The 25,002-nt window shown below is 66.1% G+C and carries 31 protein-coding genes; 9 read left to right on the forward strand and 22 right to left on the reverse strand.

The window, feature by feature from the left end:
- Positions 1 to 87: 87 nt before the first annotated feature.
- The 8 genes from pheA to DV709_RS07545 all read right to left on the reverse strand — a co-directional run bounded on the left by pheA (position 88) and on the right by DV709_RS07545 (position 6,126).
- On the reverse strand, positions 88 to 894 hold the full coding sequence (gene pheA, locus DV709_RS07510) for a prephenate dehydratase (RefSeq protein ID WP_117593268.1): 807 nt from the start codon (positions 892 to 894) through the stop codon (positions 88 to 90).
- A 62-nt stretch (positions 895 to 956) separates the two neighbouring features.
- Entirely contained in the window at positions 957 to 1,622 is a 666-nt protein-coding gene (hisH, locus tag DV709_RS07515) for an imidazole glycerol phosphate synthase subunit HisH (protein ID WP_117593270.1), read from the reverse strand.
- A gap of 95 nt (positions 1,623 to 1,717) precedes the next feature.
- Entirely contained in the window at positions 1,718 to 2,749 is a 1,032-nt protein-coding gene (gene phnE / locus DV709_RS07520; RefSeq protein WP_117593273.1) for a phosphonate ABC transporter, permease protein PhnE, read from the reverse strand.
- Complete coding sequence (gene phnC / locus DV709_RS07525; protein WP_117593276.1) at positions 2,746 to 3,522, reverse strand: phosphonate ABC transporter ATP-binding protein; 777 nt, start codon at positions 3,520 to 3,522, stop codon at positions 2,746 to 2,748. The genes phnE and phnC overlap by 4 nt, the downstream gene beginning before the upstream one ends.
- Before the next feature lie 30 nt (positions 3,523 to 3,552).
- Entirely contained in the window at positions 3,553 to 4,602 is a 1,050-nt protein-coding gene (locus tag DV709_RS07530; protein WP_117593278.1) for a PhnD/SsuA/transferrin family substrate-binding protein, read from the reverse strand.
- Positions 4,603 to 4,705: 103 nt separating this feature from the next.
- On the reverse strand, positions 4,706 to 5,302 hold the full coding sequence (locus DV709_RS07535; protein WP_117593281.1) for a uracil-DNA glycosylase: 597 nt from the start codon (positions 5,300 to 5,302) through the stop codon (positions 4,706 to 4,708).
- 24 nt (positions 5,303 to 5,326) lie between these two features.
- Positions 5,327 to 5,953, reverse strand: coding sequence for an endonuclease dU (locus tag DV709_RS07540; protein WP_117593283.1), 627 nt, complete (start codon positions 5,951 to 5,953; stop codon positions 5,327 to 5,329).
- On the reverse strand, positions 5,950 to 6,126 hold the full coding sequence (locus tag DV709_RS07545; RefSeq protein WP_117593285.1) for a DUF5786 family protein: 177 nt from the start codon (positions 6,124 to 6,126) through the stop codon (positions 5,950 to 5,952). The genes DV709_RS07540 and DV709_RS07545 overlap by 4 nt, the downstream gene beginning before the upstream one ends.
- Positions 6,127 to 6,237: 111 nt before the next feature.
- On the opposite strand from DV709_RS07545, the gene DV709_RS07550 reads away from it, so the two are divergent.
- Both DV709_RS07550 and DV709_RS07555 read left to right on the forward strand, forming a co-directional pair.
- Positions 6,238 to 6,864 carry an MBL fold metallo-hydrolase gene (locus DV709_RS07550; protein ID WP_117593287.1) on the forward strand — a complete coding sequence of 209 codons (627 nt, stop codon included), beginning with the start codon at positions 6,238 to 6,240 and terminating at the stop codon, positions 6,862 to 6,864.
- A 50-nt stretch (positions 6,865 to 6,914) separates the two neighbouring features.
- On the forward strand, positions 6,915 to 7,280 hold the full coding sequence (locus DV709_RS07555) for a DUF7475 family protein (protein WP_117593289.1): 366 nt from the start codon (positions 6,915 to 6,917) through the stop codon (positions 7,278 to 7,280).
- A gap of 4 nt (positions 7,281 to 7,284) precedes the next feature.
- Here DV709_RS07555 and DV709_RS07560 read toward each other — a convergent pair whose 3' ends face one another.
- Positions 7,285 to 7,434: a 50S ribosomal protein L40e gene (locus DV709_RS07560; protein ID WP_058580509.1), complete on the reverse strand. Its 150-nt coding sequence runs from the start codon at positions 7,432 to 7,434 to the stop codon at positions 7,285 to 7,287.
- Positions 7,435 to 7,560: 126 nt separating this feature from the next.
- Positions 7,561 to 7,827 carry a thioredoxin family protein gene (locus DV709_RS07565; protein WP_117593291.1) on the reverse strand — a complete coding sequence of 89 codons (267 nt, stop codon included), beginning with the start codon at positions 7,825 to 7,827 and terminating at the stop codon, positions 7,561 to 7,563.
- A gap of 174 nt (positions 7,828 to 8,001) precedes the next feature.
- On the opposite strand from DV709_RS07565, the gene DV709_RS07570 reads away from it, so the two are divergent.
- The 3 genes from DV709_RS07570 to hisE all read left to right on the forward strand — a co-directional run bounded on the left by DV709_RS07570 (position 8,002) and on the right by hisE (position 9,227).
- On the forward strand, positions 8,002 to 8,163 hold the full coding sequence (locus DV709_RS07570) for a preprotein translocase subunit Sec61beta (protein WP_117593294.1): 162 nt from the start codon (positions 8,002 to 8,004) through the stop codon (positions 8,161 to 8,163).
- A 67-nt stretch (positions 8,164 to 8,230) separates the two neighbouring features.
- Positions 8,231 to 8,827: a pyridoxal 5'-phosphate synthase glutaminase subunit PdxT gene (gene pdxT / locus DV709_RS07575; RefSeq protein WP_117593296.1), complete on the forward strand. Its 597-nt coding sequence runs from the start codon at positions 8,231 to 8,233 to the stop codon at positions 8,825 to 8,827.
- Between the two features lie 67 nt (positions 8,828 to 8,894).
- The gene (hisE, locus tag DV709_RS07580; protein WP_117593299.1) at positions 8,895 to 9,227 is read left to right on the forward strand and encodes a phosphoribosyl-ATP diphosphatase; all 333 of its coding nucleotides are present in this window, start codon (positions 8,895 to 8,897) and stop codon (positions 9,225 to 9,227) included.
- Between the two features lie 24 nt (positions 9,228 to 9,251).
- Here the strand turns inward: hisE and DV709_RS07585 are convergent, their stop codons facing one another.
- The 10 genes from DV709_RS07585 to ahaH all read right to left on the reverse strand — a co-directional run bounded on the left by DV709_RS07585 (position 9,252) and on the right by ahaH (position 18,819).
- Positions 9,252 to 9,659, reverse strand: a complete 408-nt coding sequence (locus DV709_RS07585) for a DUF6276 family protein (protein ID WP_117593302.1) — start codon at positions 9,657 to 9,659, stop codon at positions 9,252 to 9,254.
- Positions 9,660 to 9,810: 151 nt separating this feature from the next.
- A complete protein-coding gene (locus DV709_RS07590; protein ID WP_117593304.1) occupies positions 9,811 to 10,506 on the reverse strand; it encodes a V-type ATP synthase subunit D in 696 nt (231 codons plus the stop codon).
- 121 nt (positions 10,507 to 10,627) lie between these two features.
- A complete protein-coding gene (locus DV709_RS07595; protein WP_117593306.1) occupies positions 10,628 to 12,052 on the reverse strand; it encodes an ATP synthase subunit B in 1,425 nt (474 codons plus the stop codon).
- Positions 12,052 to 13,812, reverse strand: coding sequence for an ATP synthase subunit A (locus DV709_RS07600; RefSeq protein ID WP_117593309.1), 1,761 nt, complete (start codon positions 13,810 to 13,812; stop codon positions 12,052 to 12,054). The genes DV709_RS07595 and DV709_RS07600 overlap by 1 nt, the downstream gene beginning before the upstream one ends.
- On the reverse strand, positions 13,809 to 14,141 hold the full coding sequence (locus tag DV709_RS07605) for a V-type ATP synthase subunit F (protein ID WP_117593311.1): 333 nt from the start codon (positions 14,139 to 14,141) through the stop codon (positions 13,809 to 13,811). The genes DV709_RS07600 and DV709_RS07605 overlap by 4 nt, the downstream gene beginning before the upstream one ends.
- Complete coding sequence (locus DV709_RS07610) at positions 14,138 to 15,184, reverse strand: V-type ATP synthase subunit C (protein ID WP_117593313.1); 1,047 nt, start codon at positions 15,182 to 15,184, stop codon at positions 14,138 to 14,140. Before DV709_RS07610 ends, DV709_RS07605 begins: the two co-directional genes overlap by 4 nt.
- Positions 15,181 to 15,762: a V-type ATP synthase subunit E gene (locus DV709_RS07615; RefSeq protein ID WP_117593315.1), complete on the reverse strand. Its 582-nt coding sequence runs from the start codon at positions 15,760 to 15,762 to the stop codon at positions 15,181 to 15,183. The genes DV709_RS07610 and DV709_RS07615 overlap by 4 nt, the downstream gene beginning before the upstream one ends.
- Before the next feature lie 20 nt (positions 15,763 to 15,782).
- On the reverse strand, positions 15,783 to 16,046 hold the full coding sequence (locus tag DV709_RS07620; RefSeq protein WP_117593317.1) for a F0F1 ATP synthase subunit C: 264 nt from the start codon (positions 16,044 to 16,046) through the stop codon (positions 15,783 to 15,785).
- Between the two features lie 186 nt (positions 16,047 to 16,232).
- Entirely contained in the window at positions 16,233 to 18,500 is a 2,268-nt protein-coding gene (locus tag DV709_RS07625; RefSeq protein WP_117593319.1) for a V-type ATP synthase subunit I, read from the reverse strand.
- A complete protein-coding gene (ahaH, locus tag DV709_RS07630; protein ID WP_117593322.1) occupies positions 18,487 to 18,819 on the reverse strand; it encodes an ATP synthase archaeal subunit H in 333 nt (110 codons plus the stop codon). The genes DV709_RS07625 and ahaH overlap by 14 nt, the downstream gene beginning before the upstream one ends.
- Positions 18,820 to 19,004: 185 nt before the next feature.
- Here ahaH and DV709_RS07635 point away from each other — a divergent pair, with 185 nt between their 5' ends.
- Entirely contained in the window at positions 19,005 to 19,628 is a 624-nt protein-coding gene (locus tag DV709_RS07635) for a methyltransferase domain-containing protein (RefSeq protein ID WP_117593324.1), read from the forward strand.
- A gap of 92 nt (positions 19,629 to 19,720) precedes the next feature.
- On the opposite strand, the gene DV709_RS07640 is transcribed toward DV709_RS07635, so the two are convergent.
- Together DV709_RS07640 and DV709_RS07645 are read right to left on the reverse strand one after the other, a co-directional pair.
- Entirely contained in the window at positions 19,721 to 20,191 is a 471-nt protein-coding gene (locus tag DV709_RS07640) for a type IV pilin (RefSeq protein WP_269801693.1), read from the reverse strand.
- A gap of 71 nt (positions 20,192 to 20,262) precedes the next feature.
- On the reverse strand, positions 20,263 to 21,570 hold the full coding sequence (locus DV709_RS07645) for a DUF7096 domain-containing protein (protein WP_117593327.1): 1,308 nt from the start codon (positions 21,568 to 21,570) through the stop codon (positions 20,263 to 20,265).
- Positions 21,571 to 21,751: 181 nt separating this feature from the next.
- On the opposite strand from DV709_RS07645, the gene DV709_RS07650 reads away from it, so the two are divergent.
- The 3 genes from DV709_RS07650 to DV709_RS07660 all read left to right on the forward strand — a co-directional run bounded on the left by DV709_RS07650 (position 21,752) and on the right by DV709_RS07660 (position 24,849).
- Positions 21,752 to 22,993 (forward strand): helix-turn-helix transcriptional regulator, encoded by a 1,242-nt coding sequence (locus tag DV709_RS07650; RefSeq protein ID WP_117593329.1) that lies wholly within the window; start codon positions 21,752 to 21,754, stop codon positions 22,991 to 22,993.
- A 117-nt stretch (positions 22,994 to 23,110) separates the two neighbouring features.
- Positions 23,111 to 23,905, forward strand: coding sequence for an electron transfer flavoprotein subunit beta/FixA family protein (locus DV709_RS07655; RefSeq protein ID WP_117594177.1), 795 nt, complete (start codon positions 23,111 to 23,113; stop codon positions 23,903 to 23,905).
- Positions 23,902 to 24,849 carry an electron transfer flavoprotein subunit alpha/FixB family protein gene (locus tag DV709_RS07660; RefSeq protein ID WP_117593332.1) on the forward strand — a complete coding sequence of 316 codons (948 nt, stop codon included), beginning with the start codon at positions 23,902 to 23,904 and terminating at the stop codon, positions 24,847 to 24,849. Before DV709_RS07655 ends, DV709_RS07660 begins: the two co-directional genes overlap by 4 nt.
- Positions 24,850 to 25,002 lie beyond the last annotated feature (153 nt).

Consider the following 25,002-nt stretch of genomic DNA (forward strand, 5'->3'; position numbering starts at 1 on the left):
CGACAGTAAGAGTATTCTCCGTTCGGCGACGGGTCGTCCGCTCGGCGACTGACCGTCTACTCGGCGACGGACCGTCAGCTCGGGGCGTCAGTACAGCACGTGGCGGGTGTCGTACGACCCGAGGCGGCGCACCCAGCCGTTCTTCGCAATCTCCTCGACGTCGGCGACGGCCTCCTTCGCGCGTTGCTCGTACAGTCCGGCCTCGAAGTCGAGGTGGAACAGGTAGTCGCCCAAGCGGTTCCCGCTCGGCCGCGACTCGATGCGCGAGAGGTTGATGTCGCGCTCGGCGAACGCCTCGAGCAGTTCGAGCAGGAGTCCCGGATAGTTGGCGTTGGGGTAGACGACGAGCGAGGTCTTCCCGCCCGCCTCCGAGCGCTCTTCGAGGGGGGCGACGACCAGAAAGCGAGTCGCGTTCGAGGACCGGTCCTGGATATCCTCGGCGAGCACGCGAAGGTCCGACCCGGCCGTGTCGGGGTGGGCGATGCCGGCGACGCGGGGGTCCTCGCGGGCGCGTTCGACGCCGCGGGCGGTGCTGGCGACGGCCTCCAACGACACGTCGGGGTAGTGCTCTTCGAGGTAGCCGCGGCACTGCGCGAGCGCCTGCGAGTGGCTGGCGACCACGTCGAACGACTCGCCTTGCGCGACGAGCGCGTGACGAATCGGCGTGATGAGTTCGCCGACGACGCTCACCTCGCGCTCGGCGAGCGCGTCCAGACTTTCGGTGACGCTGCCTTCGATGCTGTTCTCGATGGGGACGACGCCGCGCCGGAACTCGCCGTCGGCGACGGCGTCGACGATGCTCGCGACCGACTCGCGGAACTCCACGTCGTCGGCGACGGCGCTTGCGGCGCGATGGGAGTACGTCCCCGCGGGGCCGAGGGTGACTGCCTGCATTGCCGCGTTGTTGTCGGGAACGGGGGAAAAACGCGTCGGGTACGGCAGAACTGCCTTCGCGTCTACTGGTCGGCGCAGAACTCGACGAAGTTCCGCAGAATCCGCAGCCCCGTCTCTCCGCTCTTCTCGGGGTGGAACTGCGTACCCATCACGTTGCCCGCCTCGTTGGCGACGACGGCCGGGAACTCGACGCCGTAGTCCGTCGTGGCGACGACGGCGTCGTCGTCCTCGGGAACCGCGTAGTACGAGTGGACGAAGTAGGCGTACTCCCCGTCGACACCCTCGACGAGCGGGTGGTCGCGCTCGACGGAGAGTTCGTTCCAGCCCATGTGCGGCACTTTCTGCCCTTGCGAGAAGCGGACGTTCGTCCCCGGAACGAAGCCGAGACCCTCCACGTCGCCCTCGCCCGCGCGTTCGGCCTCTTCGCTCGTCGTCAACAGCATCTGCATACCGAGGCAGATGCCGAAGATGGGTTGGCCGCGGTCGTCTGCGGCTTCGAGCGCCTCTCGGTAGGGGTCGGCGTTCTCCATCCCCTCGCGGAACGCGCCCACGCCGGGGAGGACGATGCCGTCGGCGTCGGCGAACGTCTCGGGGTCGTCGGTGACGGTGACGTCCGCGCCCGCGCGTTCGAGGCCGCGAACTGCGCTGCGGAGGTTGCCGAGGCCGTAGTCGACCACCACGACGGAGGCCAGCGTCTCCTCGGGAGGCGTCGGCGATGTCGTACTCATACACGAACGTAGGAGAGTGAGCGTCTAAGTGTGTTTCCGTCCGAGCGAGCGTGGCCGAGCGGAGACGTGAGAAGAAAAGCCGAGACAGCGAAAAGCTACTTCGTCAGCGACTCGGCCATCCGACGCGGGAAGCCGAGCAGCAGCGTGAGGAAGCCGTCGGGGCTCTCGTCGGCGCGGAGCCGCGAGCGGACTCGCTGGCTGAACATCTCGACGCTGATGATGAGCACGAGGATGACGAGGATGGTCGCCATCATGTTCGTGAAGCTCAAGAGGCCCTGCTGGACCGCCAGCACCTGTCCGAGGCCGCCGCCGCCGATGATACCCAGCGTGACGGCGATGCGGACGTTGATCTCGAAGATGTACAGCGTCCACGCGATGAACGGCGTCGTCACCTGACTCAGCATCCCGAAGGTGATGGTCTGCGGGCCGTTCGCGCCCGTCGTGCGCATCGCCTCGATGGGACCGTCCTCCACCTCTTCGAGTTCGTCAGTGTAGAGTCGGCCGAGGTTACCGATGGTGTCGGTGGCGATGGCTAACACCGCCGTCGCCGGGCCGATGCCGCCGAGGGGGACGTAGATGAGCGCCCACACCAGCGCCGGGATGGCGCGAATCGACGACATCACGCCGCGGAACACGAAGTTCAGCGGGAACGGCGTCACGCGCTCGGAGCCGAGGATACCGAACAGCAGCGCGAGCGGGAAGCCGATGAGCGTGCCCGCAAAGCCCATCGCGAGCGTGATACCGGCCTCGCCGAAGATGGCGAGCGGTCCGCCCGTGGAGGGGTCGGTGAGGCTCGCCTCGGAGTCGAAGATGAGGTTGCGCTCCTCGATGAACGCCCAGTACTCGGCGAAGCCGCTCGGGTCGAGGAAGGGGAACGCCGAGAAGTCGAGGAACGGGAAGTAGTCGGTGAGCGCTTCGAGGAAATTCGGGAAGTAGCGCCCGAGGTCCGCCTGGAACATCTCGACGGCGTACAGCGCGTTGTAGAAGAAGAACAGGACGACGGCGACGCCGGCGGCGATGAGCAGCCACCTGACGCGACGGCCCCGTTTGATCTCGTCGAACTGCGCTTCGAGGCGCGAATCTCTGTCGGTTCTCGGCTCCGTTTCCGAGGGCGTGTCGGTGCTCATTTCGTCACCGCCTTGCCGTCGGCGTCGTCGTCCGACGCCTCGAACATCCCCTCGGTGTCGATGTCGCCGTAAATCTCGTCGATGACGTCCATCGAGAACTCGTCGCGGTAGCCGTCGAAGACGAGTTCGCCGTCGCGGAGGCCGATGAACCGCTCGCCGAACTTCCGGGCGAGGTTCACCTGGTGGAGGCTGATAGCCGCCGTGAGTCCGCGCTCTTTGGCCGCCTGTCTGAGATACCGCATCACCTGCTGGGAGCTACCGGGGTCGAGGCTCGCCACCGGTTCGTCCGCGAGCAGGATGTTCGGCTGTTGAACCAGCGCGCGGGCGATGCCGACGCGCTGTTGCTGGCCGCCGCTCATCTGTCGCGCTCGCTTTCTGGACTCGTCGAGGAGTCCGACGGTGTCGAGCGCGTCGAGTGCGCGATACTTCTCCTCCGTGTCCTGTAACTGGAGGACGCTCTTGAGGAAGCCGGTTCGACTGAGCGACCCGGTGAGCGCGTTCGAGTACGCGCTTATCTGTCCGATGATGTTGTGTTGCTGGAAGATCATCGCGATGTCCTTTCGGGGGCTGTCTACCGGCGTCCCGTCGACGCGAATCTCTCCCTCGGTGGGACTGGTCAACCCGTTCATACACCGAAGGAGCGTCGACTTGCCGGACCCCGAGACGCCGAGCACGATGACGAACTCGCCCTCCGGTATAGAGAAGCTGACGTCTCTCAGGGCGACGGTGTCGCCGAACTCCTTCGTGAGCCCCTCTACAGTGATATTGCTCATGTTGCTGGTCAAAAATCGTCGATAATCAGTTTACGAAAGGTCTTCGAACTCGAGACCGAGTTCGTCGAGCACCTTCGCGATCGGTTCGTAGTCGTCGATGGTCCCCTCCTGGACGCCGGTGAACCACAGCGGCTCGCCGTCGTAGTCGTCGCCGTGGCTGAGGTCGTCCTCGGAGACGTTCAGGATGGCCTGTTCGACGTCCTCGCGGACGGAATCGTCCCAGTTGCTGCGCGAGACGAGCGGCGCGCGCGGCAGCGGGTCCGACACCGCGAGCAGGTTGAGTTCGGGGTCCTCGGTACCGGCGTTCTCGTACTCCGCGGAGATGTCGACGAAGTCCTGCGACATCTCGTCGAACTGCGCCTTCGGGACGTGCGCGGCCGTCGAGAACGCGCCAGTCGTCGCGGCGGCGACGTCGTCGCGGGCGATCATCTGTTCTTTCGCCGTCGTGTGGTCGGAGTACTCCGCGTCGAAGTCGGCGGCGTCACCGTCGGGCGCGTTGCCGATGTCGAGGCCGGCGTCCTTGAGGATGGTCAGGGGGACGAGCGTTCCGCTCACCGAGAGGATGTCGCCCATGTACACCTGTTCGCCCTGCAGGTCGGAGAGCTGACTGATGCCGCTGTCGGTCGTCGTCGTGATGAGCGAGAAGTACTGCGCCGCGCCGTAGGCGACGCGGATGCCGATGACGTCGACGACGTCCTCCCCGGCGATGGCCGCCGAGGGCGAGGTGTCGGCGATTTCGCCCTGGTCGTTTCGGATCGCCTGTAGCGTCGCGGTGTAGCTGTCCGCGCGCGACGGTTCGATGGTGACCGAAGCCTCGGATTCGAGGTACTCGAACATCGGCTGGTACTGTTCGGTGATCTCGACGTCGGCCTCGGCGGGGTTGAGGATGAACCGGACGACCGACTCCGAGTCGGCTTCGCCCGCCGTCGCCCCCGATTCGTTGCCGCCGGTCTGGTTGTCCCCGCCCGCGTCGCCGTCGGATCCGCCGTCGGTACAGCCGGCGAGCCCCGCGATACCGGCCGCACCGGTTGCTTTCAGAAACGTACGTCGATTCGATGCCCAGCCGAACTTGTCGGACATAGAAGAGAACATCGAGTAACTGCATTTAGGAGTTTCTATGTTGTCTATATATCGGCCAGTGTGAAAGACTAGGCAGCGAACGGCGGCCGCGACGGATTTCCGGTTAGAAGTCGCCGAGGCTCGACTGTCCGCCGTCGCCGTCGCCGACGTCGGCGATGTCGGCCGCACGGGCGATGACCTCCTCGAACGTCTCCTTCTGGCTTCGGTCGTACAGCGTCGCCGCCGGATGCAGACAGACGAGCGCTCGAACGGACTGCTCGCCGATGCGGACGTCCTCGACGGTGCCGGCCTCCTTCGTGACCGCGACCGACCGGTCGAGGAGATGCTGCGAGGGGACTTTGCCGAGCGTGACGACGAGTTCGGGGTCGACGCGCTGCAGTTCGGTCTCTAAATAGCCGCGGCAGTTGGCGAGCTCTTCCTTCTTCGGGTCTCGGTTCTCCGGCGGCCGACACCGGACGCAGTTGGTGATTCGTACGTCGGCGCGCGCGAGACCGACGTCGCGGAGCGCGTCGTCGAGGACGCTCCCCGACCGGCCGACGAACGGCTCGCCCTCGGCGTCCTCGTTCGCACCGGGCGCTTCGCCCAGAAACACCAAATCGGCGTCCTCCGGGCCGGCGCCGTTGACGATTCGGCTCCGCGACTCGACCAGTTCCGGACAGCGCGTGCAGTCGCGGACGCAGAGTCCCTCCATCTCGTCCATAGCGTATCGGCGGTCGGCAGCGTCTTAACTCTCGGTCGTTTCGTCGTCCGCGCCATCGTTTCCGTCGCCCGTGTCGCTCGCGTCGGCCGACGCCGACGGGTCGACGGCCCACCGACGCGCCCCGCGGGCGGCGAGGCGCGCGACGCGGACGGGTTCCGGCCGTCCGCCCTCGAGCGTGAACGCGCGGACGAGTTCGGCGGCCGCGTCGTCGTCGCAGCCGACGGCCCTGACGAACAGCGTCTCGTCGCCGACGACGACGCGGCGACGCGGCGGTTGCGCGCGGTAGATTCGCCGTCGCTCGGCGAGTGCTTCGCCCGAAAACTGCGCGCGGAGCGCATCGTCCAGTCCGGGGCTTCGCTCGAAGGAGACCGACAACACCGGTCGGGAAACGGCCCCGTGGAGCACTCGGAGGTCGACGAGGTTGAACCACGCGGGCGCGATGCCCGCGAGAACGAGAACGCGGACGTCTTCTCTGGCGAGCGACTCGCTCAGCGAGACGACCGCCGACGTCGCGTCCGTCCCGCCGACCGCGCAGGTCTCGAACGCGACGCCGTCGACGACGCCGTCCGCGCGCACGACGACGCCGCCGAGGACGCTCCGGTCGTCGCCGTCCGAGAACGCGAGGCCGAGCGCTCGCGCGCCGCGTTTCACTCGCTCTTGATGTCTTTGAGGGTGTTCAGGAGTTCCTCGTTCGACGCACCGATCTCGAACTCCACGCTCCCCTCGTGGTTGTTCTCACTCGTCGCAACGCCGTCTTCTTCGTCGAAGTCGGTGCTGTACTCCTGGTTCTCTTGTTCGGATTCGTCGTAGCTCCCAAAGCCCATGCACGTAAACTTTGCCGATTCACACTGAAAAAGCTCTCGGAATCAGTGAGACACAATGACAACCACGCCGAATTCACCGCTGTTTTCACCGTCGAAACCGAGAGCCTCTGTATGGAACCGATATGCGTCACCAGCGACGCCGAGGAGTTCACCTGTAACGCGTACCTCGTTCTCGGCGAACACCCGACGCTTGTCGACGCGGGGACGATGCCGGGCGTCGTCGACGCGATTCGAGAACACACCGACGAACTCGACGCCGTCGTGCTCACCCACCAGCACACGGACCACATCGGCGAACTCGACGCCGTCCTCGACGCGTTCGACGCTGACCTCTACGCCTACGGCGACCACCCGCGGCGGACGCACGCGCTCGAACCCGACGAGACGGTCCCCATCGGCGACGAGATGGCCGAAGTCGTCTACACGCCGGGGCACGCCTCCGACCACGTCTCGTTCGTCACCGAGACGAAACTGTTCAGCGGCGACGTCGTCGTCTACAACGACGGCGCGTTCGACGACGGGAGTTTCGGCCGCACCGACATGGCCGGGCAGTCCCGCGAGCGACTCGTCGAGAGCCTCCACGACCTGCTCGACCACCTCCCCGAGACGGTGACGGCGATGTACGCCGGCCACGGCGACGTGTTCGAGGCGGAAGAGGAGGGCGACGGCGTCCGCGACGTCGTCGAACGGGCGCTCGAACGAGCAGAGCGCCGCGAACCGAAGTACCCCGAGCAGTAGCGCCCACTGCGACGACGGAGAGTTATGTCGCCGGAGCACCAGTATCGGACATGACGAACGCGCGGAACCGACGCGGCGACACCGTATCGCTGGGGAGATTGCACTACGTCGGTGTCGCGCTGGCGCTGATTACCGGTGTCATCCACCTCGCGCTCGGCGTCCCGAACGTCCCGAGCACGCTCGGCGTCCTGTTCGTGCTCGCCGGGCTCGGTTACGTCGGCGGCGTCGTGCTCTTGCTTCGCGGCGTCGCCAGACGACCGCTGTATCTCGCCGGCATCGGTATCACCGTCGTCCAGATTCTGGCCTACGTCGCGCTCAACGCCGGGGACCTGTTCAGTCCGGTCGCCGTCGTCGACAAGGTCGTACAGTTGGCACTCGTCGGCGCGCTCGTGGTGCTGTATAGAAGAGAGACCTGAGAGATCAGGCGTTGCGCGGTTCCTTCGACTTCGGTCGAAGGTGCTTGTAGCCGCACTTGCGGCAGAAGTCCGTGCGCATCGGGTTGCGGGCGTTACAGCGCATGCAGATCTGTTTTTCCAGCGTCCGGTTGACGGCGTGCTCGAAGCTAGGCATGCAATCTGCTTCCGGTGCGAGTCGTATAACGCTTGCGAGAACGCGCTCCCGGGCGGAGCGTCGAGACTCAGCGTCTCTGCGTCGTCGCCTCGGTACGTGGTCGCCGAGAAACCGAGTGAGCGTCGTCTACGCGCCCGCTTCCTGCAGCGCCGCCTCGATGTCCTCGCGCTGAGTGACGCCGACGAACCGGTCGACGACGCCCTCGTCGTTCTCGACGACGAGCGTCGGCAGCGAGCGAACCTGATACTGGTTGGCGACGTCCTGCTCCTCGTCGACGTTCACTTTCTCGAAGTCGACGTCGGCGTAGTCGGCCTCCAGCTCTTCGAGAATCGGGTCCTGCGTCTTGCACGGGCCGCACCAGTCTGCGTAGAAGTCCTTGAGTCGAACAGTCATGCTTTCCCGACACGGGGTTACCTATCGCCGCGCATAAGAGTTTCTCACCTGTTCGGCGACCGAACCCGAGCGCCGTCGGCCGACCGGACTCGGTTTTCCGGACACCGCTCGCCGCGGAGACCGGTCGAACGCCGAGTCGAAACGTTTAGGCGGGCGACCGACAGAGGTGCCCCCATGAGCAAGGGAGACAACAGCGGCGGCCTGATGTCGAGTGCGGGGCTCGTCCGCTACTTCGACGCCGAGGACCGAAACGCCATCCGAATGAACCCCAAGACGGTGGTGGCGTTCGGTCTGCTGTTCGGCATCGGCGTCCTCGTGCTGAACCTCGTCGCGTAACTGCGCGCACCGCGCGCGACCGCCGCGACAACGCGTTCTTTTTCAGCGACACCCCCCAACGCAGCGTATGCTCACCGCAGGCGTCGTCGCCGTCCAGGGCGACGTGTCCGAACACGCCCGCGCCGTCGAACGCGCCGCCCGCGCCCACGGCGAGGACGCGGAACTCGTCGAGATACGCCAGTCGGGGCTCGTCGCCGACTGCGACGTACTCCTCGTGCCCGGTGGCGAGTCGACGACTATCTCGCGGCTGCTCCGACAGGAAGGCATCGACGAGGAGATTCGCACCCACGTCGCCGCCGGAAAACCCGTTCTCGCCACCTGCGCCGGTCTCATCGTCGCCGCGCGCGACGCGAAAGACGAGCGCGTCCACACGCTTGACGTGCTCGACGTGACCGTCGACCGCAACGCGTTCGGCCGCCAGAAGGACAGTTTCGAGGCCCCGCTTGACGTCGACGGGCTCTCCGACCCGTTCCCGGCGGTGTTCATCCGCGCGCCGCTCGTCGACGAAGTGGGCGAGGACGTGTTGGTGCTCGCGCGCTGGGACGACACGCCCGTCGCAGTCAAGCAAGGGCCGGTCGTCGCCACGTCGTTCCACCCGGAGCTCACCGAAGACGTTCGACTGCATCGGTTGGCGTTCTTCGAGCAGGCGGCGGCGTCGCGGTAAGACGAGCGAAACGCGAGCATCGCCCCGAAACGCACGCTTTTCACCGTCGGCGCGCGTCCGCCCGGATATGAGCGATACGGACTCGGAGACGGACGCAAGGGAGACGGCCGACGCCGACGACATCCTCGACGACCTCTTCGAACTCGTCGAACAGCGCAAAGAGGAACTGCCCGAAGACTCCTACACAACGTCGCTTTTCACCCACGAGAAGGGCGAGAACGCCGTGCTCGAAAAACTCGGGGAGGAGTCCACCGAGATAATTCTCGCGGCGAAAGACGACGATACCGACGAGTTGGCTCACGAGAGCGCCGACTTCGTCTACCACCTGCTGGTCCTCCTCTCGATGAAGGGGATGACGCTCGACGACCTGCGAGAAGAGCTCGCCGCGCGGTTCGGCTGAACGTGTAGGGGCGACGGAACGCGGTCAGTCGACGAACTGCGCCAACTGCGGGCGACGGCGGTCGACGTCGAAGTGCGGTTGGACCGACCCCGCGGCGGCGATGCGGTCGAGCGTCAGCATCGGGTCGCCGCCCGCGCGTTCGGTCTCGTCGTACAGCGTCTCGATGGCGGCGCGTTCGAGCGCGAGCGAGTCGAGTTTGCCGAGCAGGAGCGCGAAGGCGACGCCCGCGCGGCCGTCGGGGAACGAGTCGAGCACGTGCGAGAAGTCGGCGGCGTCGGTCGGGGCGACGGAGTCGGCGGGCGACTCGCTCGCCTGCGTGCGTAGACAGACGGTACAGAGTTCGACGGCCTCGCTCCGCTCGGGGGCGTACTCGCGGAGGTCCTCGGGAACGGCGAACGAGACGGTCGGCGACTCGCAACTCGAACAGACCATACGTGACGCACGGTGGCCGTCCTCGAAAAGCCAGCGGCCCGCGGATCGACAGGTTGCCCTCGCGTGAGTTTCGTCGACGACCGCCCGACCGCCCTGCTGACGGAGGACGGCGAGAACGGAGAGAAGAGAACGGATATCGACGGCTCTGCGCTCAGTCGGCCGTGACGGTGCCGGGTTCCTTCGCGGCGGCTTTCTCGGCTTCTTCCTTTTCGGCCTTCTCCTCTTCTTCCTTCTTGGCCTTGATCTTCTTCATGCGGAAGATCTCCTCGCGCTCCTGCTCTTCGAGTTTCTGTTCGATGTACTCCTCGGCCTCGTAGAGGTCCGGAAGCACCTTGAACTCCAGCGCGTTGACGCGGCGCTTCGTCGTCTCGATCTCGTGGAGCATCTTCTTCATCGCCGTCTCGACTTCGGCGGCGAGGATGATCGATTCGAGCAGTTCCTCGTAGGCGTCCGCGGCCTCGTCGATGCGCGCGGAGGAGCCGAGCAGGCCGTAGCCGCGCTGGTCGAGGCTCTTTCTCACCCGACTGGACTCGATCTGCGGGACGACGACGCCCATGATGTTCTTCGACTGGGTCGTGATCTCGGGGTACTCCTTCAGCGCCGCGGCCGCGCCGCGGACGGCGACGTCGCCCTCCATCGCGCGCGCCATGTTGATCTTGTGCTGGGCGCGCTCGTAGTCCTCGGACAGGCCCGACCGAACGTCCTGCGCCTGGTCGAGGATGTCCATGAACTCCATGATGAGACCGTCGCGCTTCTGTTCGAGCGTGTCGTGACCCCGCTCGGAGAGTTCGATGCGGTCCTCGATCTCCATGAGGTTCTTCCGGGTTGGTTTGACGTCTTCGGCCATCTGTTGTCGGAAGATTGCGGATGGAGGCGGTTAACCTTTTTCTGTTTTCCCGTCGCCGCAGCCGGCGCGCGAAGCGGTGCTGGCGCTACCGGTGGCGATAAACGAAGGAAAAGTACCGGGGTCAGTCCGCGGTGACTTCTTCGGCTTCGGCCTCGCCGACGTCTTCGCGGTAGTACTTCTCGATGAGGTCCTCGTCGACGCGGTTGAGTTCCGCCTTCGGGAACATCGACAGCAGGTCCCAGCCGATGTCGAGCGTCTCCTCGATGGTCCGGTTGGTGTCGAAGCCCTGGTCGATGAACTCCTCCTCGAAGCGGTCCGCGAAGTCGAGATACTGGTTGTCGCGTTCGCTCAGCGCCTCGCGGCCGACGATGTTCACCAGGTCGCGGAGGTCCTCGCCCTCCGCGTACGCGGCGTACATCTGGTCGGAGACGTCCGCGTGGTCCTCGCGGGTGAGGCCCTCGCCGATACCGTCGTCCATCAGCCGAGAGAGGCTGGGGAGCGGGTTGATCGGCGGTTCGATCCCCTGCGAGTTGAGGTTCCGGTCGATGTAGATCTGGCCCTCGGTGATGTAGCCGGTCAGGTCCGGAATCGGGTGGGTGTCGTCGTCACCCGGCATCGTGAGGATGGGAATCTGCGTGACGGAGCCCTCGCGGCCCTCGATACGACCGGCACGCTCGTAGAGCTGTGCCAGGTCGGTGTACATGTAGCCGGGGTAGCCACGTCGCCCCGGCACCTCTTCGCGCGCGGCACCGATTTCGCGCAGCGCCTCGCAGTAGTTGGTCATGTCGGTGAGGATGACCAGCACGTGGTAGTCCTTCTCGAAGGCGAGGTACTCGGCGGTCGTCAGCGCCATGCGCGGCGTGACCGTCCGCTCGACTGCGGGGTCGTCCGCGAGGTTCATGAAGACCACGGAGCGTTCGAGCGCGCCGGTGCGCTCGAAGTCCTCCATGAACTCGTTGGCCTCTTCGGCGGTGATACCCATCGCGCCGAAGATGACTGCGAACTCGCTGGCGTCTTCGCCGTCGTCGGCGGCCTCCTCGGGCACCGTCGCCTGACGGGCGATCTGGAGCGCGAGGTTGTTGTGCGGCAGGCCGGACGCCGAGAAGATGGGCAGTTTCTGCCCGCGGACGAGCGTGTTCATCCCGTCGATGGCGGAGACGCCGGACTGGATGAACTCCTCGGGGTACTCGCGCGAGAACGGGTTGATCGCCTCGCCGATGATGTCGTGTCGGTCGTCGGGGACGATCTCCGGGCCGCCGTCGATGGGCTGGCCGGAGCCGTCGAGAACCCGCCCGAGGAGGTCCTCGGTGACGGGCATCTTCAGCGTCTCGCCGAGGAAACGGACGGACGCGTTTCTGTCGATACCGGTGGTGCCCTCGAACACCTGGATGGCCACGAGGCCCTCCGAGGATTCGAGGATCTGGCCGCGCTTCGTCTCGCCGTTCGGCGTCTCGATCTCGACGATCTCGTCGTAACCGACGGGCTCGTCGACTTCGGCGAACACCAGCGGGCCGCTGATCTCGGTGATGGTTTGGTACTCTTTCATTAGTAGAGCTCCCGGAGCTGTTCGGTGATGTCCTCTTTGAGCTCGGCGATGTACTCCTCCCACTCCTCCTGGACGCCGACGCGGTTGATGCGCGGTGCGGCGTCGATGGCCGTAATCTCCTCGACGGGGACGCCCGCTTCGAGCGCCTTGAACGCCTCGTCGTGGTAGTGGTGGATGGCAGTCAGGAGCAGGTACGTCTTCTTCGGCGGACAGTAGGTGTCCGTCGGGTGGAACGCGTTCTGCTGGAGGTACGCCTCACGCAGGTAGCGCGCGACGTCGAGCGTCAGCTGCTGGTCCTCCGGCAGCGCGTCCTTGCCGACCAGCTGAACGATCTCCTGCAGTTCGCTCTCCTCGTCGAGCACGTCGACGCCCCACTGGCGCTCCTCGGGCCAGTCGTCGGCGACGTTCTCGACGAACCACGGGTCGAGCTGGTTCTTGTACAGCGAGTACGACTCGCTCCAGTTGATCGCCGGGAAGTGCCGACGTTCCGCGAGGTCGGCGTCCAGCGCCCAGAACGTCTTCACGATACGCAGCGTGTTCTGGGTGACCGGCTCGGAGAAGTCGCCGCCCGGCGGCGACACCGCGCCGATAGCCGAGACGGAGCCTTCGGTCCCGTTGATGTTCTCGAAGTAACCGGCGCGCTCGTAGAACTGCGAGAGGCGCGCGGCGAGGTAGGCGGGGTAGCCCTCCTCGCCGGGCATCTCCTCCAGTCGGGAGGAGATTTCGCGCATGGCCTCGGCCCACCGCGAGGTGGAGTCGGCCATGAGCGCCACGTCGTAGCCCATGTCGCGGTAGTACTCCGCGATGGTGATTCCCGTGTAGATGCACGACTCGCGTGCGGCCACGGGCATGTTCGAGGTGTTCGCGATGAGCGACGTCCGGGCCATCAGCGGGTTGCCGGTCGTCGGGTCCTCGAGTTCGGGGAAGTCTTCGATGACCTCGGTCATCTCGTTGCCGCGCTCGCCGCAGCCGACGTAGACGATGATGTCCGCGTCGGCGTACTTCGCGAGCTGGTGCTGGGTGACCGTCTTCCCGGAACCGAACGGGCCCGGAATCGCGGCCGTCCCGCCTTTGGCGATGGGGAAGAGGCCGTCGAGGATGCGCTGTCCCGACACGAGCGGGATGCGCGGGGTCTTCTTCTCCTTGGAGGGTCGGGCCTGACGGACCGGCCACTCCTGGTGCATCGTGACCTCCTCGCCGTTGTCGAGTTCGACGACCGTCTCCTCGACGGTGAACGAACCGGCCTCGATGGCGGCGACTTCGCCGCCCTCGAAGTTCGGCGGGACGAGCACCTTGTGGTCGATGGTGACCGTCTCCTCGACGGTGCCGACCACGTCGCCGGGGGCGACCTCGTCGCCTTCGGAGACTTCGGGCACGAACTCCCACTGTTTGTCCATCTCGATGCCGGGCGCGTCGACGCCGCGGTCGAGGAAGGCGCTGTTCATCTTCTCTTCGAGTACGTCGAGCGGTCGCTGGACACCGTCGTAGATGGTGTCGAGCAGGCCGGGACCGAGGTCGACGGTCAGCGGTTCGCCCGTGTTCTCGACGGGTTCGCCGGGGCCGACGCCCGAGGTCTCCTCGTACACTTGGATGGTCGTGGTGTCGCCCTCGATCTCGATGACTTCGCCCATCAGCCCTTCGTCACCGACGTACACGACGTCGTTCATCCGGGCGTCGAGGTCGACAGCGGTCACGACCGGACCACTCACGCTCTGAATTCGGCCGTCCTCTCGGACGGTCTCTTGTGTTGCTTGGCTCATTGGTTCTCGTCTTCCATTAGGTCGATACCGATTGCTCGTTTGATCTGGTCACGCAGTCCGCCACCGCCCGCACCGCCCGCACCGAGCGTGACGAGCGTCGGTTCGATGCTCTGCTCGACGGACTTTCGGACGTTACGCGAGAGGTGCGCGAGGTCCTCGTCGTGCATCACGACGATGCCGACGTCGTCGTCGGCGAGCGTCTCTTCGACGGCGGCGTCGAGGCGCTCGTCTTTCTCCGACTCGGGGACGTTCTGGAACTTCCGAACGCCCGCCAGACGGAAGCCGGTGGTGAAGTCGGGGCTGCCGATGACGGCGATCTCCTGACTCATAGTATCACCAGTTCCTCTTCTATCTCGTCCTCTGAGAGCCCCGCTTCGCGTGCGCGGGCGATGGCGCGGATGTTCTCCACTTCCCGCTCCTTGGCGAGAATGTAGGAGATGATCGGCGACACCGACAGCGGGAACACGTGGCCGAGGGTCTTGGAGTACTCCAACAGCGCCGCTTCGAGCGCGCGCTCGAAGCCGATGAGGCTGTCGGCGCGTTCGAGGTCGGTCAGCGCCGCCGAGAGGCGGTCACCGTAGACGCTCTCGCGGATACGGGTCACCAGCTCGTCGGGACTCGACGCCAACTGCGACAGTTCGGTCGCGCTGAACAGCCGACCGCCGTCGATGTAGTACTCCGAGGGGTCGATGTTCGCTCCGCTTCGAGCGAGTCGAAGCGCGTTCCGCGCGTTACGGAAGTCGATCTCGGCGTGCAGGAACTCGCGGTACTGCTCGGTCGCCTCGTTCGTGACGAGACCGCTGAGCAGGTTCTCGTAGAACGTGCGGTCGACGGCGTTCTCCAGCGGGACCAGCACGCCGGACTCCTCGTAGTCGTCGTACGCCGCTCGCAGCGGCGGGCCGTAGATGGTGCCGCTCAGTCGGTCGACGACCTCCTCGATGGTGGTCGCTTCGAGCAGCCGTTCGACGAGACGGTCGTCGAACTCGCCGGCGCGGATGAGGTCGGTCTCGACCTCCTCGCGCGGCGTGTCGGCGTAGATGCCGCGGATGATCGTCTTGACGTTCCACGCGTCGAACTTCCGGAGGTAGCGTGCGATGAGGTCGTACAGTCGCCCGCCGGCCCAGTCGAGGATGTCGTTGAACTGCTTCGCGAGGCTGCGGTTCAGCGCGTACTCGATCAGGTCGACGCCCGAGAATCGGGCCCCGAGGGCGTTTATCTCCTCTTCGTACGTCGACTCCTCCATGAAGCGAGCGATCTCGGCGGGGCCCATCCGGAGGAGTTTGCGGTAGTCCTCGTCGTCGTACAGTGCGCCGCGTCGCGCTCTGACGCGGGCGTTGACGTACTCCGGATTCGAGCTGCCGGTTGCGCTCATTGTTCGAACAGTCGGGCGCTCACGTCCTTCAAGTTGTCCTCCCAGACGGCGTCGAGGACCGAGTCGAACGTGTTGTTCACCCGAACGCGGGAGTTTCGTCCCTCGACGACGACGCCGCCGAGACAGTCGCGGTCGCCCGCGAACTCGTAGTCGTCGTAGTCGGCGAGAATCTCGGTGATGAGCGCCTCGTCGTCGGCGCGTCCGTAGACGAGCACTTCGTCCTCGTCTTCGAACTCCGTCGACGCCGCGTCGAGCAGCTCTCGGGTGAGCGTCTCGCGGTCAGCACCGTCGAGAGCGACCAGTTCGGCCTCGACCCGCTCGTAGACGTCTTCGAGCACGTCGCGGCGGGCTTCGAGGCGCTGCTGTTTCGCCTGCAGTTTCGCGCTGGAGAGCGACTGTTCGCGCTCCTGTGCGATCGTTCGCTCGACGGCGCGTTCGCGCTCCTCGAGCAGTTCCTCTGCGTCGGCTTCGGCTTCGGCGACGATCTCGTCGGCACGCGCTTGGCCCTCCTCGCGGATGTTCTCCGCACGTGCGCGAGCGTCGTCCCGAATGTCCTCAACGACAGTATCCAAACTCATGGTGGAAAGAGAGAGGTGGTTTAACCGAGGATGAACACGACGACGAGCGCGAGAATAACGAGCGTCTCCGGCAGGACCGTCAGGATGAGGCCCTGAACGAAGAGGCTGTCGTCCTCGGCGAGAGCGCCGACTGCGGCGGCACCGATACCGCGCTCTGCGTAGCCTGCGCCGAGTGCGGCGAGACCGACCGCGAGACCGGCGGCGGCGGCGCCGTCGAGCGCCGGGCCGCTGGATCCTTCAGCCTGCAGTGCAACGTTAGCGATTTCGGGTAGGGATTCGATCATGGTGAGTAGGTGTATGGTTCCGGTTAGTCGTCTCCGAACAGTTGGTAGTTGACCGTACTGCGGTCATAAAACTTCCCAAAGAAGACGGCCAAATCGCCCGCTGCGGCGTTTGCTACCCGGTGGCACACAGTGTAGAGAATTGTTACCGAGAGAGAAGAGAACCGAAGCCGACCGCCGCGAGAGCGGTCAGTCTTCGGTGGTGTACTGGCGGTCGTAGCCGAACGGTTCGTACTCGCGGCCGCCGCCCTCGTAGAACTTGCCGAAGAACTCGACGTACTCGAGACGGACGGCCTGCAGACCGGCGCTCGTGATGCCGAGCGTCAGCACCAGCGCGTGGCCAAGGATGAGTACGACGATGCCCACGAGGAACAGCGCCGCCCCGCCGTGGAAGAGGCCGCCGAACATGATGGCCTCCGCGCCGTACTCGTTGACGACGTACTCCGGTCCGTAGCTGGTGAGGAAGTGAATCTCACCGTCGTGCTGGTACGCGCCGAACACGAGCAGGTTGACCGCGAGCGCCATCCCGGCCTTCGCGAGCAGCACCGCGCCGATACGGGCGTACGACAGCACGTTCACGAGCACGTTCAGGAACTCGACGACTTCGGCGAGGTCGGCGATGGCCAGGAACACGAAGCCGACCGCGAACGCCACCAGGCCGGCGATACCGACGACGGCCGGGAAACCGTTGAAGCCGAGTTCGAACATGGCCTGCATGTACTGCTGGCTGGACTCCGGCGCCGCGCCGGTGCCGTCGAACAGCGTGAACAGGAACGCCGGTTTCGCGTCGCCGTAGTGGAGACTGAAGATCCAGACCCACAGGCCGTTCATCATCAGCAGCCACGAGCCGCTCTCGAGGACCGCGTGCTTGATGTCGTGGTGTTCGGCGACCTCGAAGAAGTCGAGGATCCACCCGATGTTGAGGTGGACGATGCCGACGAAGATGCTCACCACGAGCCAGCCGATCGCCCAGTAGATGCCGGCGGGCGAGAGACCTTTCTCCATCGGCGGGTGGCCGCCCCAGATGACCTCACCGAGCACGTGGAGGCCGAGGAACTCGCCGTAGAGGATGCCGAACAGCATCGTGAATCCGCCCGCGAAGAGCGTGATACCGCCCATGCTCTTGAACGCCGGGCGGTCCTCGAAGCGAGTGTAGAGGAAGTACCCGATAGCCGTGTAGAGAATCCCGTAGGCGAGGTCGCCGATCATGAACCCGAAGAACACCGGGAACGTCAGGAAGACGAACACCGACGGGTCGAACTCGCTGTACTTCGGCCGGCTGACCGCGTTGACGAGTACCTCGAACGGCTTGACCGCGCCGGGGTTGTCCTGGACGACCGGCGGGTCGTCGTTCCTCGTGACGACGCTTCCGCCGTCGGGCTTTGCCCGACGTGCTGCCGAACCCTGTTCGGCACCCCCGTCGGCGCGCGCCTCGGGTTCGTCCGCGCCGCCGTCGGCGGCAGTCGGTTCGCCGCCGGTGCCGCTCGGCACCTGTTCGCGGGTGGCTTCCTGTCCGTCGCTCTTGAAGCTCGCGCGTTCTATCTCCTCGACTTCGACGTGCTGTCCGACGTCGTCGCGGAGCGCGCTCGCGAACTGCGTGTATCGCTCGGTCGGAATCCAGCCCTCGGCGACGAAGGCGTTCTCCGTCGTCGCGAAGGCCAGCGGCGCTTCGGTCTTCTGGACCTCGATCGAGAGCTGTTCTTCGGCGGCGAGCAGGAAGCCCGCGGCGTCGAGTTTGACCTCTTCGAGTTCGTCGTCGACCGTCGCCAGCCGCGACTCCAGTTGCTGTTTGCGGTGGCGGAGTTCGCCGACGTACTCCTCGGGGCTCGACTCCGACTCGGGGACCTCGTACGTCGAGAAGTCGGTTCCGACGAGCGCCTCGTCGAGCGCGTCTTCGCCCGCGCCGTCGGCGGGGTACGCGAAGACGGCGAACACGTCGTCGCCCTCGTAGATTTCGAACGCATCGACGCTGTCGGCGTCGACGAGCGACCGTTCGACGTCCTCGCGGTCACCCTCGCCGACGGCGACCTGGAGCGTGTCGTAGCCCGAGAGCAGGTCCAGGTCGATGCCGAGGTCGGCGAACGGTTCGACGGCGTCGATGTCCTCCTGGACGCTCCGGAGTTCGTCGCGGAGTTCGTCGCGGCGGTCGTCGAGTTCGTTGACCTCCGCGCGGACCTCCGCGAGCTCGGCTTCGAGCGCCTCGTCGGTGACGATGCGGGTCGGGCCCGCGTCGTCGCCGTCGACGTCGAGGATGCTCTCGAGCGAGCGGACGGTGACGAGTTTGTCCGACGCCTCCTCGGCACCTTCGACGGGCGTCCCGTGCGAGAACCCCTCCCAGGTACCGTCGTAGTCGGAGACGTCGAGCAGGTTCTGCTCGTGGGTCGTCTCGATGACGTCGTCCATGAACCGTTTGGCCCCGGTGACCGAGACCTTGCTCATCTGCTCAGGTCTGAGCATGCACCGCCTCCTCGAACCGCTCTACCGTGTACTCTACCGCCTCCTCGACGTTCGACTGCGCCTCGGCGACGAGCTCCTCGCGGGCGCGCTCGCCCTCCTCGATGATCTCCTCGCGCTCGGCCTCGATCTCTTCGCGGGCCTCCGCGAGGCGGCGCTCCTCCATCTCGGACGCCTCCGCTTCTGCCTCGGCCCGAATCTGCTCGGCGCGGTCGCGGGCGTCGGAGATCAGTTCGTCGCGCTCGCGCTCAGCCTGCGCGATGATGTCGTCGGCGTCGGATTCGGCCGACTTGATCCGTTCGAGAACCTCTGGTCTCGGCATACTCACTAATCGTTGGAACGTTGCACCACGGCCGTATAAGGTGTTTGCGGAAGCAATCGGGCGACTGGACGGAGTACATAGCTGTTCCGGCGGCGACGGCCGGAGACGCCGTCGCCTCGGGACGCCGAACCCGTCAGTATCGGAGAATCCGCAGGATTATGCCCGCCGAGTTCGAACTGCCGGCAATGGGTATCCTCGAGGACAAAGGACGGGCGCGGCTGTTCTACAAGTACCTCTCGAAGGTGTACGACCAGGTCAACCCGTTCATCTGGAACGAAGAGATGCGCGCGGAAGCACTCGCGCTGCTCGACATCGAACGGGGCGACCGCGTGCTCGACGTCGGCTGCGGCACCGGCTTCGGTACCGAGGGGCTGCTCCAGCACACCGACGACGTCCACGGTCTCGACCAGAGCGTCCACCAGATGGAGAAGGCGTTCCAGAAGTTCGGCAAGCGCGACAAAGTTCGCTTCTACCGCGGCGACGCCGAGCGATTGCCGTTCAAAGACGACAGCTTCGACGTGGTCTGGTCGTCCGGCTCCATCGAGTACTGGCCGAACCCCGTCGACGCGCTCGAAGAGTTCCGCCGCGTCGTCAAACCCGGCGAGCAGGTGCTCGTCGTCGGCCCGAACTACCCGAAGACGACGGTGATGCAGAAGGTCGCCGACTCCATCATGCTGTTCTACGACGAGGAGGAGGCCGACCGGATGTTCGAGGAGGCCGGCTTCGAGGACGTCGAACACGTGCTGATGGGACCGTCGTACGACCCCGATATCGCCATCACGACGGTCGCCCGCGCACCTGAAGAGTAGCGGTCGACCGCAGTAGCGGGCGAGCTCGTCCCGGGAGCGACGAGACGACGGAGACAGTTTTCCACCGACCTGCGTCGTCGGACGGGTATCGCTCATCGAACGATTGCCGAGAGCGTGACGAGCGGTCGCCCCTCGTACCGCACGTCGGCGGTCACCGACGACCCGACGGTCAGTTCCGGGTCGTTCGTCCCGGCGACGGCGACGGATGCCGTCTCGCCGGCGCGCCACTCGGGGCTCGCGGCGGAGTTGAACGGTCCGGTCGGCCCGGGCCGAAAACCACTCGCGGAGAAGAACGGAACGGGCGGGTGGTGTTCGAGCGGCTCTCCGTCGACGCTGACGCGCAGTTCGAGTCGCCGCACGTCCAGCGTTTCGCCGCCGCGGTGAACGAACTGTAACGTCTCGCCAGTCGCGGTGAGCGACAGCGCTGCCCGCGTTCCGCCGTCGTCGACGCTCTCGGCGTGGTCGAGTGCGACGGCACCGACGCTGGCGGCGAGACTGACCGAGAGCAACAGCAACAGCACGACTCCGACGGCGGGAACCGAGGCGCGGGTGCGAGACGACACGCCGCGGAGTGGTCCCGCTATCGGTCATAAGGGTTCGGAGCGGACGGGGACGAGTCGCAGAGAACCCGACGCTACGCGTCAGCGCCGACGCGAGCGTGCGTCGGCGGCGGCGCGAGCGAGTCGTTCGGGTCGCTGACGTTCATCGGGTCGTCGGGCGTGAGTTCGATGGAGACGAAGGAGTTGCCGCGGATCGCCTGCACGACGAACTCGCCGTCGGGCGCTGGCGTCCAGAGGACGCCGTCGGCGTCGGTGCGTCCGAGGAACGTCGGCTGTTCGTTGCTGTCGGGGCTGCCGAGACTGACGTTTCCTTGGACGGAGTCGCCGGTGGCGGCGTCGACGAGTTCGATGCGGAGCGGACCGCCGGCGTACGTCGGGTGGACGCGGAGTTCGAGCCCCGAGCGGGTACTGTTGGTCGACTGTGCGACGTGGGCGTTGTCGAGGGGGATACGCTGTATCTCTCTGAACACCTGCCCCTCGTCGCCGCGGTCGACGTACGCGGTGAGGTCGCCGCCGGCGTACCGAACCTTCCCGACGAAGATGTTGCTGGCCTGCACGCCGGTCGGACTGTTGAACTCGCCGCGTTGCATGATGACCGGGTACGCCCGCTCCATCACGTCGGGGAGTTCGCCGACCGTGATTCGGCCGGACGCGTCGGAGGTGCGCTTCGAGTCGTCGTACACCTCGCGGACGTAGACGCCGTCGTCTATCATGGAGAGGACGACGCCGTCGGTCGTCGTCTGCACGTACGTCCGAGTGGGGGGAGCGCCGCCGCGGAGGACCGCCGCGGCGCGCTCTCGAATCGGACCGCGCATCGTCTGGAGTTCGAGTCGAACCGATCCGACTCGCCCGTCGATGGAGAGGCCGTCGATGCCGTCGGCGGTCCGTTCGAGCATCGTGGCGTTCGCTCGGAGTTCGGCCGCTTCGGTGTGGACGTGCGCCAACCGAACCAGCAGTTGCGTGGCCGTTATCTCGCCGGTGGTGTGGGCGTCCAGAGCCGCCCGTTCCTCGGCTCGGAGGTCGTCGACGCGGATTTCGAGTTCGGTCAACGCCCGCAGCACTGCCTTGCGGCGCTCGTTTTCGTTCTCCATCGCGGCGAGTCGCTGTCCGGTCGTTCGCGTCCGGAGCTCGGAGCGAACCCGCGTATCCCGAACCGCCAACGAGGCGCTCAGGTTCGCCGAAGGCGCTCCGAACGCCGTGTTGGTGTCGTCTTCGTCCAGCATCAGGACGCTCGTCTCGTTGTCGATCTCGGCGAGCGACGACTCCGACTTCGCGGCCAGAGACGACGACTCCGCGGCGGACGGCGCCGCGACGACGACGCCGCCGACAGACGAGACGAGGAGGAGGAGGGTAGTGGCCAAAGCGGCGGACTGTCTCATCATCGGCGCGTACACAGTCATCATATTAAAACCGGTCGCTGTAGAGCACACGACGGCTCGTCGACAGGAAACGGCGGAGCGTCGTCGAAACCGACACCGCTCGCCGCGGCGACGTCGGCGCAGAGCGCCTGTCGGACATCCGATGGAAAGCGTTTTGCCGTACCCCCGAGAGTTGGTGAACTGTATGCGGTATGCCGCCCTCGTGCTCGCCTTCCTCGTCTTCTCAGCCGGCTTCGCACCACCGGCCGCCGCCGTCGTCGGAACCGACGACGGGCAAAGAGCGACGCTGCTACAGGCCGAGGAGCCGCCGGACACGCAACTCGTCATCGCCATCAAGCGCAACGGCGACGCGAAGTGGTCGGTCGTCACGCGGTACCCGTTGAGCGGCAACAACAGCAGCGCGGCGTTCGAGCAGTTCGTCTCGGACCTCCGCGCCGGCGAGGCCAACGCGACGCTGGACGAGCGGACGTTCGAGCAGTTCGCCGCGCTCTCGTCGGAGGCGACGGGCCGCGAGATGGAGATTCAGAACGTCAGCTACCGAGGCACCGTAGAGAACGACACCGGCGTGCTGAACATGACGTTCACGTGGACGAGGTTCGCCTACCAGGGCGACCAGGACCTCAGAGTCGGCGACGCGTTCGAGACGCCGGACGGCGGGACGTGGTTCCCCCGCCTCGGGGCGAACCAGCGGCTCGTCATCGAGGCGCCCGAAGAGTGGAACTCCCAGGACGTGAGCTTCCCCGCCCGCACCCGTAACGGAACGACCGTCATCGTCGACGGTCCCCGGGAGTTCACCGACCGCTCCGGAGACGGCAGCGTCATCGACATCTCGTACGACCCGCCAGGGTCGGGTCGAGACACGGGAACGGGCGACAGCGACGAACTCGCGCTCATCGCGGGCATCGGCGCAGTACTCGTTTTCGCCGCCATGCTCGCAGCGGTCGTCCTCCGACGCCGTCAAGGGTTCGAGGAGGTCGACGGAGAGGTCGTCACCGTCGACGGGCCGACGACATCACCGCCGCGTGCGGCCGGCGGCGGCGCGTCGGCCGTCGACCCACTGTCGTCGGAAGAACCGGAGGAAGAGGAGGAGGAGGAGGAGGAAGAGAACGACGACGACGTGGACCTCTCGCTGCTCTCGGACGGCGAACGGGTCGAGCACCTCCTCGAACACAACGGCGGCCGGATGCGACAGACGAACATCGTCGCCGAAACCGGCTGGTCCGACGCGAAAGTGTCGCAGTTGCTCTCCTCGCTGGCGGACGAGGGACGCGTCGAGAAACTCCGTCTCGGTCGGGAGAACCTGATTTCGCTGCCGGGCGAGAACGGAAACGGGAACGGAAACGGCGGCAGCGACGACACCAGCGGCGACGACGACACCGACGGCGACAGCAGCGACAGCGGCGACGACAGTAACGGCGACGGCTGAGGCGCCGACTCGAAAGCGAGTCTGTACTCGAAAACGAGTACGAATTTGTCACACGTCGTGACGTACTGCCCTCTCGTTCCGAAAACGTTTACCGGCGAGTGGAGGTAGTGGTCGATGATGAAGATTCTCGTAACCGTCAAGGAAGTCGCCGAAGTCGAAGACGACTTCGAGATCGACGGGCTCGGAATCGACGAGGCGTACCTCGAGTACGACCTCAACGAGTGGGACGACTACGCCGTCGAGGAGGCGGTCCAGATAGCGGAGGCGGGCGACGACGTCGAGGTCGTCAGCGTCACCATCGGCCCCGAACGCAGCGAGGAGACGATTCGGATGGCGCTCGCGAAAGGTGCGGACCGCGCGATTCGCGTCTGGGACGACGCGTTCGAGGACGTCCAACTACTCGACGTCGCCGCGAAGACGCGTCTGCTCGCCGCCGTCGTCGAACAGGAACAGCCGGACCTCGTACTGACCGGCGTGCAGGCCGCCGACGACGGCTTCGGCGCGACGGGCGTCTCCGTCGCCGACGAAGTCGGCTTCGAGTGGGCCGCCGTCGTCAACGAACTCGACTTGGACGCCGAGGGCGGCGTCGCCAACGTCCGCCGGGAGCTCGAAGGCGGCGTCGAGGAGCTCACGGAGGTCGACCTCCCCGCGGTGCTCACCATCCAGACGGGTATCAACGACCCCCGCTACGCGAGCCTGCGCGGTATCCGGCAGGCCCAGCGCAAGGAGATAGCCCCGATGGGCCTCGACGACCTCGGTCTCGACGCCTCCGCGCTCGACAGCCCGATCGAACTCACGGGGATGCGCGAACCCGAGAGCGAGTCGGACGCCACTCTCTTCGAGGGCGACGCCGGGGAGACCGCCGCGCAACTTGCCGAGGTCCTCCGCGAGAAGGGGGTGGGCGCGCAATGACGGTGCTCGCTATCGCCGACCACCGCCGCGGCGACCTCCGCGACGTGAGCTACGAACTCGTCAGCGCGGGCCGCCAACTCGCCGACGCGACCGGCGGCGACCTCCACGTCGCGGTCATCAGCGGCGACGTCGACGAGTTCGGGGAGAAACTGAACCTCGACGGCGTCGACGCCGTCCACACCGTCGCGAACGGCGAGGAGTTCAACCACGACGTGTACGCGGGCGCGGTCGAAGCGCTGTACGCCGAGGTCGAGCCCGCGGTCCTACTGATGCCCAACAGCGTCAACGGCCTCGACTACGCGCCGGCGGTCGCCAACGCGCTCGACCTGCCGCTCGTCTCGGACGCGGTCGACTTCAGCTACGACGGCGGCCTCACCGCGACCCGCGAGATGTACGGCTCGAAGGTCGAGACGACCGTCGACGTCGACGCGGAGCGCGTCGCCGTCACGATTCGCGGCGGCGAGTGGCCCGCCACAGCCGGTACCGGCGACGCCGAGATTTCGGCGTTCGACTACGAACCCGACGGCGAACTCGGCTCCCGCGTACTCGGGTTCGAGGAGGTCGCCGGCGGCGACGTCGACATCACCGACGCGGACGTGCTCGTCTCGGTCGGCCGCGGCATCGAGGAGGAGGAGAACCTCGAACTCGTCGAGGAACTCGCCGACGCGCTAGGTGCGACGCTCTCCTCGTCGCGGCCTATCGTCGACGCCGGCTGGCTCCCGCCGAACCGGCAGGTCGGCCAGTCCGGGAAGGTCGTCACCCCTGACATTTACCTCGCGGTCGGTATCTCCGGGGCGGTCCAGCACGTCGCCGGGATGAAAGGCTCCGACACCATCATCGCCATCAACACCGATCCGAACGCACCCATCTTCGACATCGCCGACTACGGTATCGTCGGCGACCTGTTCGAGGTCGTTCCGGAACTCATCGAGCAGTTCAACTGAACCTTTTGCGCTGCGGGGCGGCGTAGCCGCCCCTCGGCAAAAGCTTCACCAAAAGCACTCCTCCTTCACTTCGCTCACTGCGTTCGCTCCGTTCAGTCGTCGGCCGAAAATCGCTCCGCGATTTTCGCACACGACAGAACCGCTGTCCGCGAG

Origin of the sequence: Haloprofundus halophilus, assembly GCF_003439925.1 — an archaeon.
GTDB classification, from domain to species: domain Archaea; phylum Halobacteriota; class Halobacteria; order Halobacteriales; family Haloferacaceae; genus Haloprofundus; species Haloprofundus halophilus.